Source organism: Terrabacter sp. P2_E3 (assembly GCF_056403915.1).
This window is the reverse complement of record NZ_JBFUEN010000025.1, coordinates 18,066-30,723: the sequence shown is the minus strand read 5'-3', so window position 1 is coordinate 30,723 and position 12,658 is coordinate 18,066. Positions and strand designations below refer to the sequence as shown.

At 72.0% G+C, this 12,658-nt stretch carries 12 protein-coding genes; 1 reads left to right on the top strand and 11 read right to left on the bottom strand.

The window, feature by feature from the left end; all coding sequences use genetic code 11:
- Positions 1–242, top strand: a 242-nt coding sequence (locus tag AC1DW8_RS22490; protein WP_478095931.1) for an IS30 family transposase, incomplete at its 5' end; no start/stop codon positions are given.
- A gap of 112 nt (positions 243–354) precedes the next feature.
- Here the strand turns inward: AC1DW8_RS22490 and AC1DW8_RS22485 are convergent.
- Genes AC1DW8_RS22485 through ileS form a run of 11 tightly spaced genes read right to left on the bottom strand, consistent with a single transcriptional unit; the run spans position 355 to position 12,600 of the window.
- A complete protein-coding gene (locus tag AC1DW8_RS22485) occupies positions 355–1,491 on the bottom strand; it encodes an FUSC family protein (RefSeq protein ID WP_056769792.1) in 1,137 nt (378 codons plus the stop codon).
- 54 nt (positions 1,492–1,545) lie between these two features.
- A complete protein-coding gene (locus AC1DW8_RS22480; RefSeq protein ID WP_478095930.1) occupies positions 1,546–3,552 on the bottom strand; it encodes a peptidoglycan D,D-transpeptidase FtsI family protein in 2,007 nt (668 codons plus the stop codon).
- Positions 3,549–4,049, bottom strand: a complete 501-nt coding sequence (locus tag AC1DW8_RS22475; protein WP_478095929.1) for a rod shape-determining protein MreD — start codon at positions 4,047–4,049, stop codon at positions 3,549–3,551. The genes AC1DW8_RS22480 and AC1DW8_RS22475 overlap by 4 nt, the downstream gene beginning before the upstream one ends.
- Positions 4,046–4,870, bottom strand: coding sequence for a rod shape-determining protein MreC (gene mreC / locus AC1DW8_RS22470; RefSeq protein WP_478095928.1), 825 nt, complete (start codon positions 4,868–4,870; stop codon positions 4,046–4,048). Before mreC ends, AC1DW8_RS22475 begins: the two co-directional genes overlap by 4 nt.
- A 4-nt stretch (positions 4,871–4,874) precedes the next feature.
- Positions 4,875–5,909, bottom strand: a complete 1,035-nt coding sequence (gene mreB / locus AC1DW8_RS22465; RefSeq protein ID WP_056824766.1) for a rod shape-determining protein — start codon at positions 5,907–5,909, stop codon at positions 4,875–4,877.
- An 18-nt stretch (positions 5,910–5,927) separates the two neighbouring features.
- A complete protein-coding gene (gene ndk / locus AC1DW8_RS22460) occupies positions 5,928–6,356 on the bottom strand; it encodes a nucleoside-diphosphate kinase (protein ID WP_056769807.1) in 429 nt (142 codons plus the stop codon).
- A complete protein-coding gene (locus AC1DW8_RS22455) occupies positions 6,353–6,787 on the bottom strand; it encodes a DUF4233 domain-containing protein (RefSeq protein ID WP_478095927.1) in 435 nt (144 codons plus the stop codon). The genes ndk and AC1DW8_RS22455 overlap by 4 nt, the downstream gene beginning before the upstream one ends.
- A gap of 42 nt (positions 6,788–6,829) precedes the next feature.
- Positions 6,830–7,276, bottom strand: a complete 447-nt coding sequence (locus tag AC1DW8_RS22450; protein WP_478095926.1) for a hypothetical protein — start codon at positions 7,274–7,276, stop codon at positions 6,830–6,832.
- A gap of 37 nt (positions 7,277–7,313) precedes the next feature.
- Complete coding sequence (locus AC1DW8_RS22445) at positions 7,314–8,705, bottom strand: bifunctional folylpolyglutamate synthase/dihydrofolate synthase (protein ID WP_056769813.1); 1,392 nt, start codon at positions 8,703–8,705, stop codon at positions 7,314–7,316.
- Positions 8,702–9,319 carry a GNAT family N-acetyltransferase gene (locus AC1DW8_RS22440; RefSeq protein WP_478095925.1) on the bottom strand — a complete coding sequence of 206 codons (618 nt, stop codon included), beginning with the start codon at positions 9,317–9,319 and terminating at the stop codon, positions 8,702–8,704. Before AC1DW8_RS22440 ends, AC1DW8_RS22445 begins: the two co-directional genes overlap by 4 nt.
- Positions 9,316–12,600 carry an isoleucine--tRNA ligase gene (gene ileS, locus AC1DW8_RS22435; protein WP_478095924.1) on the bottom strand — a complete coding sequence of 1,095 codons (3,285 nt, stop codon included), beginning with the start codon at positions 12,598–12,600 and terminating at the stop codon, positions 9,316–9,318. The genes AC1DW8_RS22440 and ileS overlap by 4 nt, the downstream gene beginning before the upstream one ends.
- Between the last annotated feature and the right edge of the window lie 58 nt (positions 12,601–12,658).

Genomic DNA, 12,658 nt, shown 5'->3' with positions numbered 1-12,658 from the left:
TCGCCACCGACTGCAAGGTCTACTTCTGCGACCCGCACTCGCCCTGGCAACGCGGCACCAACGAGAACACCAACGGCCTGATCCGAGAGTTCTTCCCCAAAGGCACCAGCTTCACCACCGTCACCGACGAGCAGATCGCCCACGTCGAACAACTGCTCAACACCCGCCCCCGAGCCACCCTCGGCTTCCACACCCCCGCCCATAAACTCAACGAACTACTCAACGTTGCGCACACGCCCTGAAACCGCCCACACTCGAGTGAGCGCGCAACCACACTCGAGTGGGCGCGCGACCACACCCGCTGGGACAGGGCGCTCACTCGACTGGGACGGAGCGCTCACTCGAGTGGGTGGGTCAGGGGTCTCTGGGGCGTTCGGGTGGGAGGGCGGCGATGGCCTCGTCGACGTCGAGACCGGTGACCTGGAGCAGGTCGACGACGGTGGAGCGGACCTGGGCGAGCACCGTCTCGGTCGCAAGGCTCGGCGTGCGCGGCACCTCCCCCGTCGCCGCGGCCACGGCCAGCAGCGCCGGCCGACCGATCTCGGGAGAGGCGTTCTCGGACAGGGCCCGTCCGATGACGTCCGTCGCCGACGCGAGCTCGAGCAGCAGGGTCTCGTAGCCGGGCGGAAGCTGCTCTCCGCGCCCGACCGCGACCGTGACGCGGCGGACGAGCACGCGGGTGCTCCGCACCGCGCGGTCGAGTGGCTCGACGAGGTCGACCATCTTGCGCACCCCGGCCGCGTGGTGACGCTTGAAGGGCGACGAGGTGATGACCGACAGGCCCTCGTCGGCCGCCTGCCGCAGCTCGCGCAGCAGGGACTCGGTGCCTCGGGCCGAGGCCAGCACCTCGGCCGCCCCCTCGACGTCGCCGTCGTGGGCGCTGGCGGCCGCCCGGCGGAGCAGCTCACCGATCTTGCGAACGGCCTCGGCGGCGGCGACCCGGGGCCGCCGCAGTGGCGCCTGGGGCACGACCGTCGCGGCGACGAGGGCGATGCCGCCGCCGATGAGCGCGTCGGTCCACCGGCCGAAGGCCTGGCCCGGGCTCGCGACGAGAGCCGCGATGACGATGCCCTGGACGGCCGACTGGGTGACGATGACCGGGCCGCCGTCGAGCAGGGTCGCGATCGCCATCGACACGAGCACCACGGCGGCGATCTGCCACGGACCGCTGCCGGCGACGTGCACGAAGACGTCTGCCGTGAAGACCCCGACGGCGACGCCGATCGCGACCTCGAAGACCCGCCGCAGCCGCTGACCGTAGGACATGCCGAGGCAGACGACGGCGACGATGGGGGCGAAGAAGGGGGACTTGTGGCCGAAGACGTCGGTCGCGAGCCACCACGCGACACCCGCCGAAACGGCGCACTGGACGAGGAGGAAGACGCGCGAGCGCAGCCGCTCGAACCGGGTGCGGACGCTGAGCCGGCTCCGGTCCCAAGCCCGGTCGAGCGCCTCGACGACCGGGGCGTCGCTCCTCAGGTAGTCGTCCACGAACGCGCCTCTCGGTCGGTCCCTGCGGCGGGTGCCACCGGGGAGCGGAGGGGGCTAGAGCCCCAGGGCAAGGATCGCATCGAAGATCTGTCGCACGGCAGGGGCGGCCACCTTCGAGCCCGAGCCACCCTGGCCGACGACGACCACGACGGCATACTTCGGCTTCGTCGTCGGTCCGTAGCCGGCGAACCAGGCGGTGGCCTGCTTGCCGAAGACCTCACCGGTCCCCGTCTTGCCCGCGAGCGGGTAGCGGTCCTGCGGGAAGCCCTTGAAGGCCGTGCCGGCCGACCCACCGGGTCGGGTCACGTCGCCCAGGGCCGAGCGGACGTATGCCAGCACGTCGCGTCGCAGCGGCACCGTGGCCACCCGCTTCGGCGCGATCACCGTCGTCGCGCCGGCAGCCGTCCGGTAGCCGGCCGCCACCTGCGGCTGCCACAGGGTGCCCCCGTTGGCGATGGCGGCGTAGACCCCCGCCATCTGGAGGATCGTCACGGCCGTGTCACCTTGTCCGATGGAGAAGTTCACGGCGTCGCCGGCGCGGTACTGGTAGCCGGCCGAGCAGTTCTCGGTGGCAAGCCGCTCGAGGTAGTCGGCGCGCGCCCGGTCGGTGCGGGCGACCTCGGGGTAGCCGGTGGTCGCCCGCCGGCACGTCTCGCCCTTCGTCGCGAGCCAGGACTGCTCCTTCCAGGCGCGGTCCGGGACGCGTCCGGCCGCCTCACCCGGCACGTCGACGCCGGTGCGCCGCCCCAGTCCGAAGGCCTTCGCCATCGAGACGAAGGGGTCGGCGGCGCTGACCGGCGCGGCGAGGCCGCCCTGCTCGAGCCACGCGGCATACGCGAGGCGGTAGAAGACGGTGTCGCACGAGACGACGAGGGCGCGGTGGAGGTCGATGGGGCCGTAGCCCCGCGACTCGAAGTTGTTGAAGAGCCGACCGCCGACGGACACGTTGGGCGAGCAGTCATACGTCCCGTCGAGCCGGGCCCCGGAGTTGACGGCGGCGGGCACCGAGATGACCTTGAAGGTCGAGGCCGGCGGGAACGTCTCGGCCGTCAGCCGGGAGCGCAGCGGTGTGCCGGCCCGCTCGTCGGTGAGGCGGGCGAGCTCGGTCGTGCTGATGCCGCCGGAGAAGACGGCGGGGTCGTAGGACGGGTAGCTGGCTGCCGCGACGACGCCACCGTTCGTCACGTCGACGACGACCGCGGCCGCCGTGTCGGCGCGCAGCTTCTGCGCCCGGGCTGACGCGACGGCTCGCACGAGCGCGGCCTCGGTGCGGGCCTGCAGCCGGGCCTCGAGGTGGGTCACGACGTCGCGCCCCGCGACAGGGGCGGTCGAGCTGACGGTGTCGGTGACGATGCCCCGGGGGTCGATGGCGACGACGGTGCGTCCGTTCGTGCCGCGCAGCACCTCGTCGTACTGCGCCTCGAGTCCGGAGCGCCCGACGACGTCCTCCGCGTCGATGCGCCCCCCGCTCCCGGTCACGTCGTCGGCACCGGCCCGGGCGACCCAGCCGAGCAGGTGGGCGGCGAGGGCTCCGTCGGGCCGGGGGTAGGCCCGCGCGGGCTCGGTCGTGACGCCGACGCCGGGGTACTTCTCGGGCTGCTCGAGCAGCGTCAGCGCCCGGCGCGCGTCGACGCCGGTCGCGACGGGGATCGGCACGTAGGGCGATCCGTTGAAGCACGCCGGGGCCGGCGGCGCCCCAGCCGTGCCGCAGAGCATCGTCTTGCCCCACAGACGCTCGAACGGCTGCCCGACCGCGGTCGCGAGACGGGTCACGAGGTCGCGTCCGCCGTCGTCCGCCCCGACGAGCACCGAGCGCTGCACCGTGACGACGGTGTCGAAGGTGTTGGCGACGAAGGGCGTTCCGCTGCGGTCGAGGATCCGGCCGCGCAGCGCGTGCTCGGTGACGGTGCGCGTGTTGACCGTGACCGCGGCGCGGGCCAGCTCGGGCCCGTCCACGAGCTGGAGCTGTCCGAGACGACCGAGCAGCAGCCCGAAGAGTGTGACGAGCAGGACGAGCACGACACCGGCGACGCCGACCCGACGGCGCGGGCCGCGCCTCACCCGAGCCTCCGCCGCACGAGGGCCCGGTCGAGGGCGAGGAAGGCCGGCAGCAGCAGACCGCCGACGAGCACCGTCACGAGCAGCCGCCACAGCCCGTCGGTCAGGTCCACGCTGCCCTCGGCGAGCACGGCCGAGCCGAGGCGTCCGACGAGGACGACGGCAGCGGCGGCAAGCAGCGCCGCCGGGGCGCGCAGCGACGAGCGCGACGACGCCCTGCGGAAGAAGCCCGCGACGAGCCCCGCGAGCATCATGACGAGCGGGGCCAGCCCGAGCGGGCTGCCGACGGGTGGGACGAGCTCGACGACCCACCCGGCCAGCAGCCCCACGAGGGCACCGTGCACGGGACCGCGGAGCACGGCGGTCGCCACGACCCCGACGAGCACGAGGTCGGGCACCCACCGGGGCTCCGCACCGAGACGCGGCAGCAGCGTCGCCACGACGAGGGCCGCCACGAGGACGTATGCCGTCCGCAGCACTCCCAGAAGCGTCGGCCTCATCGTCGGGCGCCCACCGTCGGACGCGGGGTCGTGCGCGGGGTCGGGACGAGGACGGCGACGACGTCGATCGCGTCGGGGTCGACGCTCGGCCGCACCGTGGCACCACGCGTCAGCTGGCCCCGGTCGGGGTCGACGGCGGTCACGGTGCCGACGACGATCCCGGCGGCATACGGCGTCTCGTCGACGCTGCCGAGCGTGCGCACGACATCGCCGACGACGGGGGTGGACGGCGCGATGCCGACGAGCCGGAGCGAGCCGCGGGGGCGGGACTCCGAGTCCCCCGGTGCCGACGGCGACACCGTGCCGAGCGTGCCGGCGGGGCCGACGCGCACTGCCACGACCGAGGCGGCGCTGCCGAGCACCTGCACGTCGCTCGTCCACGGCGACACGGACACGACGCGACCGACGAGACCGTCGGCCGCCACGACCGTCGAGTCGACCCGGACCCCGTCCCGGGAGCCGACGTCGATCGTCACGCTCCGGCCGCCGAGCGCGCTGACGTCGGTGGCGACCACGCGGGCGGGCAGGAGCGTGCGCCCCGTCGTGGCGCTCGATCCGAGCAGCTCGTCGAGCCGTCCGAGATCGTCGAGGTGGTGCTGCTGTTCGGCGGCAGTGGCACGTAGACGGATGTTCTCGCTCTCGAGGGCGGCGAGGTCGTCACGCGGCGCCCCGGCGAGGGCCCGTTGGACCGGCCCCAGCACGAGCCCGCCGGCCCGGCGCACCCCGTCGGCGACCGCGAGGTGGGCGAGGTCGGCGACGAGCAGGGCGACGGTGAGCGAGGCGAGGACGACGAGGAGACGGCGGCGGACGGTCGGCTGCATGCGACTAGAGGCGGTGGTCCCCGACGAGGACGCGCTCGAGGCTGGCGAACTCGTCGACGCACCGGCCGGCGCCGCGGGCCACGGCTCGGAGCGGGTCGTCGGCGACCTGGACCGGCACGCCGAGCTCGTGGCGCATCCGCTCGTCGAGGCCGCGCAGCAGGGCACCTCCCCCGGTCAGCGTGATGCCGCGGTCGAGGATGTCGCCGGCGAGCTCGGGTGGGCACACGTCGAGCGTCGCGCGGACGAGCTCGATGATCTGCAGGACCGGCGTCTCGATGGCTCGGCGCACCTCGACCGAGCTCACCTGGACGGTCTTGGGCAGGCCGGTCACGAGGTCACGTCCGCGCAGCCGGGTCGTCAGCTCCTCGCGCAGCGGGAAGACCGACCCGACGGCGACCTTGATGTCCTCCGCGCTGCGCTCGCCGAGCAGGAGGGAGTACTCGCTCTTGACGTAGCCGATGAGGGCCTCGTCGATCTCGTCGCCGGCGATCCGCAGCGAGTTCGACGTGACGATGCCGCCGAGGCTGATGACCGCGACGTCGGTCGTGCCGCCGCCGATGTCGACGACCATGCTCGCCGCCGTCTCGTAGACGGGCAGGCCGGCACCGATGGCCGCCGCCATCGGCTCCTCGATCATGTAGACGCGTCGCGCACCGCACCGGGTCGCGGCGTCCTCGAGGGCCCGGCGCTCGACACCGGTCACCTCGCTCGGCACGCAGAGCACCATGCGGGGGCGGACGAGTCGCGAGGTGCGCACCTGGTCGATGAACCACCGCAGCATCCGCTCGGTCTCGTCGGCGTCGGAGACGACGCCGTCACGCAGGGGCCGGACCGCCCGGATGGTGCCCGGCGCGCGGCCGAGCATCTCCTTGGCCCGGGTGCCCGCGGCGACGAGCCGACCGGTGCCCACCTCGACGGCCACGACCGACGGCTCCTCGACGACGACCCCGCGACCCCGGACGTGGATCAGGGTGTTGGCGGTGCCGAGGTCGATCGCGAGGTCACGCCCCAGGGGGCGCAGCCACGGTCGGGAGGTCATGCCGCGATTGTGCCCCGATCAGCCCTCGAGATCGGGGAACCAGATGCCGATCTCGCGTGTGGCGGACTCGTGGGAGTCGGATCCGTGCACGATGTTCTGCTGGACCTTGGTGCCCCAGTCGCGGCCGAGGTCGCCGCGGATCGTGCCGGGTGCGGCGTCCGTCGGGTTGGTGGCGCCGGCGAGGCTGCGGAAGCCCTTGACGCAGTCCTGGCCCTCGACGACGACCGCCGTGACGGCACCGGAGCTCATGAACTCGACGAGCGGCTCGTAGAAGGGCTTGCCCTCGTGCTCGGCGTAGTGCGCGGCGAGCTGCTCACGGGTGGGAGTCAGCACGGAAAGGGCGACCAGTCGGTAGCCCTTCCCCTCGATGCGACGCAGCACCTCACCGGTGAGGCCGCGCTGGAAACCGTCGGGCTTGACGAGGACGAGGGAACGTTCGGTGGTCACCCGTCCACCCTATCGGCCGCCTCGCCGTCGGCTGCCTCGCCGTCGTCCGCGGCCGCTTCACGACGCGCCACGACGGCGTCGACCTGGGTGCCCTTGACGAGACAGGTGACCCACAGCGCGAGGAAGAAGAGACCGACGATGAGCATCATCGGCACGACGAGAGCGCTGAGCAGGGTCAGCACCTGGACGACCCAGCCGAGCGTGACGCCCCACGGGCGGCGCATGAGCCCGGCGGCCACGATGCTCAGCGCGCCGAGCCCGAGGCCGACGACGAGGTATGCCGTGCTCGGCCCGCTCCCCTCGTCGGTGGCCGCGACGGCCCGGGCCACGAGGGCACCGAGCAGGATGCAGATGGCCTGGCCGCCGAGCACCGTCGCGAGCATGCGGAAGGTGAACTTGCCGGTCTGGCCGTAGAAGATGATCGAACGCATCGGTGTGTGTCTGCCTCGGTGTGGGTCTCGTGGCCGGTGGGCTCAGTAGTTCTGGGTGGTGTCCCAGGTGCGGATGATGGCCTGGGCCTCGGCCCCGCTCGCCCCCGTCGCCTCGGCGTAGAGGCTCATCGCGTCCTCGCGCCGACCGGCGACGATGAGCTCGCTGATGCGCGACCGGGCCTCGTCGGTGAGCCGGCCGTCGGTGTAGGACGCCGCCGCGTCGCGCACGCCCGGCCCCCGGCCCGGGACGAACCAGCTGTCGACGGCTCGCTTGGCGTCGGCGAGCGGAGCCCCGGTCGCCTCGCGGTAGATCTTGATGGCGTTGATCTTGTGACCGGCGCTGATCTCGCGGCTCACCCTGGCGCGCACGGTGTCCGTCAGGCCGACGAGCTCGCGGTCGGGGTCCTTGCGTCCCATGACCCGTCCCCACACGACGACTGCGACGACGACGATGACGACGATGAGGACGAGCTTCACCAGGGGATGCATGGGGCCAGCCTAAGTCGGGGTCGAGGAGGGTCGGGGGTCAGAGGTCCGTGTGGCCGAGGAGCATCCGGACCTCGCCCGCGGTGATGACCGACCCCGTGGCGACGACGCCGCCACCCATGCCATCGGCCTCGGCGATGGTCACGGCCTGCTCGAGCGCATCGGGCAGGTCGCGGACGACCGTCACCCGGGACTCGCCGAAGAGCTCGACGGCGAGGGCGCCGAGGGCCTCGGGCCGCATCGCGCGCGGGGACGAGCTGCGCGTGACGACGATGTGGTCGAGGGCCGGCTCGAGCACCTCGAGCATCCCGGCGGCGTCCTTGTCGGCGACGATGCCGACGAGCCCGACGAGACGGGTGAAGGAGAACGCCTCCCCGAGCGCAGCCACGAGGGACCGGGCGCCGTGCGGGTTGTGGGCCGCGTCGACGAGGACGGTCGGTGACCGCCGGACGATCTCGAGGCGCCCCGGCGAGGTCATCCCCGCGACGGCCGCGGTCAGCACCTCCGGCTCGATGCGCTGCTCGCCGCCACCGAGGAAGGACTCGACCGCCGCGACGGCGGTGGCGAGGTTGCTCGCCTGGTGCGCGCCATGGAGCGGGAGGAAGAGGTCGGCGTACTCCCCCGCGAGACCTCGGATCGACACCTGCTGGCCACCGATGGCGACCTCGCGGGCGAGAACACCGAAGTCGTTGCCCTCGAAGACGATCCGGGCCCCGCCGACCTCCTCGACACGGTCGAGGAGGACGCGCGCGACGTCCTCGTCCTGCACGCCCGAGACGGTGACGGAGTCGGCCTTGATGATGCCGCTCTTCTCCTCCGCGATGGAGACGACGTCGTCACCGAGGAGGTGGGTGTGGTCGAGGTCGACGGGCGTCACGACGGCGACCTGGGCGTCGATGACGTTGGTGGCGTCCCACGAGCCGCCGAGACCCACCTCGATGATCGCGACGTCGACGGGGGCGTCGGCGAACGCGGCGTAGGCGAGGGCGACGAGCACCTCGAAGAAGTTCATCCGGCGACCGCCCGACTCGAGCGACCGGGCGTCGACGAGCTCGATGAGGGGCGCGACCTCGTCGTAGGCGGCGATGAACTTCTCACGCGGGATCGGCTTGCCCGACAGGGTGATCCGCTCACGGATGTCGTGCAGGTGGGGCGACGTGAAGCGGCCGGTGGACAGCCCGGTCTCGCGCAGGATCGAGTCGATCATGCGGCTCGTCGACGTCTTGCCGTTCGTGCCGGTCAGGTGGATCGAGGGGTAGGTGCGCTGCGGGTCGCCGGCGAGCTCCATGACCGCGCGGATGCGGTCGAGCGACGGACCGATGTCGTTCTCGGGCGCCCGGGCGAGGATCTCCTCCTCGATCTCGCGCATCCGCTTCATCTCCTCGAGGTTGCGCGCGGCCTCCACCGCGGCGGCGTCCGGGCGGCCGTTCATGCGGACTCCCCCGTGCCCAGCTCGCGGACCATCCACACGCTCTCGGGCAGGCCCGATCCCGGGGCCTCGCGGTGCGTCTCGACGAAGCCGTGTCGCGCGTAGAAGCGCGCCGCCTGCTGGTTGCCCTCGAGGTAGGAGAGCGTGATCCGCGGGTGCTCGTATTCGCGGGCCCGCTCCACGACGGCGTCCATGAGGCGCGAGCCGATCCCGTGCCCGTGGTGGCCGGGCAGCACGTAGAGCTTCCACAGCACGAACGACTCGTCCTGGGGCCCGAACGTCGCGACCCCGACGACCTCGTCGTCCTCGACGGCCACGAGGGTGCGGCCCTTGCGGATGGAGTCGGTGACGACGTCGCTCGTCCACCACTTCGCGAGACCCATGGCGACGTACTCGGGTCCGGCGATCGGCTCGTAGGTCGCGAGCCAGGTCCGGTGCCCGACGGACAGGACGCCCGCCAGGTCGTCGCCGACGGCGCCGCGCACGATCACCCCGTCGGTCGGCCGCGTGTCGGTGCGAGCCCCGGAGTCGGCCAGGTTGGAGTCGGTCGGGTCGGGGTCGGGGGTCGTGCTCACGTCGGCAGCCTCCAGCTCGTCCTCGCGGTTCGCGGCGATCATCGCTTGACCACGAGGATCGTCGCCGGGTGGTTGTCGCCGACCAGGACGTCGGTCGGCGTGCCCGGCAGCCCGTCGGGCAGGGCGTGGTCGGGTCCGGCCGCGGCGAACTGCGTCGCGAGCGTCTCGCCGACGATGAGGTCGCGGTGCGTCACCGTGGCCTCGAACACCTCGGCACCGCCCTGGACGGTCAGGCTGATGCGGTCGCTGACGTGCAGGCCGGTGTCGCGCCGGGCCTGCTGCACCGCGCGGACGAGGTCACGGGCCAGGCCCTCGGAGGCCAGCTCGGACGTCACGGTCGTGTCGAGCACGACGAAGCCACCCGACGGCAGCATCGCCGTGGCCCCCGCGTCGGCGTCACCGGCGACGACGGTCTCGAGGGCGTACTCGCCCTCGACGAGCGCGAGACCCCCGGACGTCACCGTGCCGTCGGCGTCCACGGTCCAGTCGCCCGACTTGCTGCCCTTGATGGCGCGCTGGACGTCCTTGCCCAGGCGAGGACCCGCGGCGCGGGCGTTGACGGTCAGGCGCTGGCTGACACCGAAGTCGGCCTCGCTCGCCGTCGCGACGTCGACGAGGGTCAGCGCCTTGACGTTGAGCTCGTCCTGGATGATCGCCCGGAACGGCTCGAGGCTCGCGGGCTCGGCCGCGACGACGGTCAGCTCGGCGAGCGGAAGCCGCGCGCGCAGGCCTCGGGCCTTGCGCAGGCTCGAGCCCGTCGAGCAGATCTCCCGCGCCCGGTCCATCGCGACGACGAGCTCGTGGTCGGCCGGCAGGTCGTCGACCGTCGGGTAGTCGGCGAGGTGCACCGAGCGCTCGCCCGTCAGGCCGCGCCAGATCTCCTCGGTCACGAGCGGCAGCAGGGGCGCCGTGGCACGCGTGACCGTCTCGAGCGCGGTCCACAGGGTGTCGAAGGCCGCGAGCGACTCGTCGGTCTCGCCGCCCCAGAAGCGGTCGCGGGAGCGGCGGATGTACCAGTTGGTCAGGACGTCGAGGAAGCCGCGCATCGTGTCGCACGCCGCCGCGATCTCGTAGGCGTCGAGCTGCTCGGTCATGTCGCCGACGAACTCGCGCAGCTTGGCGAGCAGGTAGCGGTCGAGGACGTCCGTCGAGCTCGTCGAGCGCTTGGCCTCGTAGCCCTCCCCGCCGCGCGCCGTGTTGGCGTAGAGCGAGAAGAACGACCACGCGTTCCACAGCGGGATCATCACCTGGCGCACGCCGTCACGGATGCCCTGCTCGGTGACGACGAGGTTGCCGCCGCGCAGGATCGGGCTGCTCATGAGGAACCAGCGCATCGCGTCGGCGCCGTCGCGGTCGAAGACCTCGCGGACGTCGGGGTAGTTGCGCAGCGACTTGCTCATCTTCTGGCCGTCGGAGCCGAGCACGATGCCGTGGCTGACGCACGTCTTGAAGGCGGGCCGGTCGAAGAGGGCCGTCGCGAGGATGTGCAGGGTGTAGAACCAGCCGCGAGTCTGGCCGATGTACTCGACGATGAAGTCGCCCGGGAAGTGGTGCTCGAACCAGTCGGCGTTCTCGAACGGGTAGTGCACCTGGGCGAAGCTCATCGAGCCGGAGTCGAACCAGACGTCGAGGACGTCCTCGACGCGGCGCATCGTCGACCGCCCCGACGGGTCGTCGGGGTTCGGACGCGTCAGGCTGTCGATGAAGGGGCGGTGCAGGTCGGTGACCTCGACGCCGAAGTCACGCTCGAGCTCCTCGAAGGAGCCGTAGACGTCGAGGCGCGGGAACTCTGGGTTGTCGGACTTCCACACCGGGATCGGGCTGCCCCAGAAGCGGTTTCGCGAGATGGACCAGTCGCGGGCGTTGGCGAGCCACTTGCCGAACTGGCCGTCCTTGATGTGCGAGGGCGTCCACTCGATCTCCTGGTTGAGCTCGAGCATCCGCTCCTTGATCTTCGTGACCTCGACGAACCACGACGAGACCGCCATGTAGATGAGGGGCTCGCGGCAGCGCCAGCAGTGCGGGTAGCTGTGGTCGTAGGTCTCGCGGCGCAGCAGCACCGTGCCGGCCGTGACCGAGCCGGTCTCTCCCTCGCCCCGCGTCGCCGCCTTGAGGTGGTCGATGATGTGGGCGTTGGCGTCGAAGACGTGCATGCCCTCGTAGTCGGTGACGGGCCAGAGGAACCGGCCGTCGGCGCCCACGGGGACGACGGGCTCGATGCCGGCCGCGTCGGTGACGATCTTGTCCTCCTCACCGAAGGCGCCGGCGGTGTGGACGAGCCCGGTGCCGTCCTCGGTGGTGACGAAGTCCGCGGGGAACACCTGGTGCGCGCGCTCGTGTCCCTGGTAGTACGAGAAGGGCGGCGTGAAGGAGCGGCCGAGCAGGTCACGGCCCGTGAGCCGCTCGACGACGCGCTCGTCGAGCGTGGACAGGTCGACGTCGGCCCCGAAGAGGTCCTTGGCGTAGGCCGCTAGCCGGGCCGCACCGATGACGTAGCGCTCGGCCGTGCCGGTGACGTCGGACTCGACGACGACGTAGTCGATGTCGGGGCCGACCATGATGCCGAGGTTGGCCGGCAGCGTCCACGGCGTCGTCGTCCAGACGAGCGCGAGCTCGCCGGTCTCGAGCCGCAGCCCGATGGTGACCGCGGGGTCCTGACGCATCTTGTAGACGTCGTCGTCCATGCGCAGCTCGTGGTTGGACAGCGGCGTCTGGTCGTTCCAGCAGTAGGGCAGGACGCGGAAGCCCTCGTAGACGAGGCCCTTGTCGTGCAGCTGCTTGAAGGCCCAGATGACCGACTCCATGTAGGAGGGCTCGAGCGTCTTGTAGTCGTGGTCGAAGTCGACCCAGCGCGCCTGGCGCGTCACGTAGTCGCGCCACTCGCCGGTGTACTTGAGCACCGAGCTGCGGCAGGCGTCGTTGAACGTGTCGATGCCGAGCTCGACGATGTCCTGCTTCGTCTTGAGACCGAGCTGGCGCTGCGCCTCGAGCTCGGCGGGGAGGCCGTGGGTGTCCCAGCCGAAGCGGCGCTCGACGCGCTTTCCGCGCATCGTCTGGTAGCGCGGGACGATGTCCTTGACGTAGCCGGTGAGCAGGTGGCCGTAGTGCGGCAGGCCGTTGGCGAAGGGCGGTCCGTCGTAGAAGACGAACTCGTTGGAGCCGTCGGTGCCCGCGTCGCGGCCCTCGACCGAGGCGATGAACGTGCCGTCCTCGTCCCAGTACTTCAGGACCCGCTGCTCGATCTCAGGGAAGCGCGGGTTGGACGGGACCCCGCCCGTCGTGGACTGGTCGGCGTCGTTCGTGGTGACCTTGGGATAGGTCATGCTCGTGGTCTCCTGCGTTCGCGTCTGTTGGTCGCTCGTCTCTGCCACGAGGACGACG

Coding starts and splice junctions, on each gene's coding strand:
- AC1DW8_RS22475 (WP_478095929.1), bottom strand. CDS start 4,049: ATGAGGCCGACGCTTCTGGGAGTGCTGCGGACGGCATACGTCCTCGTG.
- mreC (WP_478095928.1), bottom strand. CDS start 4,870: ATGCAGCCGACCGTCCGCCGCCGTCTCCTCGTCGTCCTCGCCTCGCTC.
- mreB (WP_056824766.1), bottom strand. CDS start 5,909: ATGACCTCCCGACCGTGGCTGCGCCCCCTGGGGCGTGACCTCGCGATC.
- AC1DW8_RS22455 (WP_478095927.1), bottom strand. CDS start 6,787: ATGCGTTCGATCATCTTCTACGGCCAGACCGGCAAGTTCACCTTCCGC.
- AC1DW8_RS22450 (WP_478095926.1), bottom strand. CDS start 7,276: ATGCATCCCCTGGTGAAGCTCGTCCTCATCGTCGTCATCGTCGTCGTC.
- AC1DW8_RS22445 (WP_056769813.1), bottom strand. CDS start 8,705: ATGAACGGCCGCCCGGACGCCGCCGCGGTGGAGGCCGCGCGCAACCTC.
- AC1DW8_RS22440 (WP_478095925.1), bottom strand. CDS start 9,319: ATGATCGCCGCGAACCGCGAGGACGAGCTGGAGGCTGCCGACGTGAGC.
- ileS (WP_478095924.1), bottom strand. CDS start 12,600: ATGACCTATCCCAAGGTCACCACGAACGACGCCGACCAGTCCACGACG.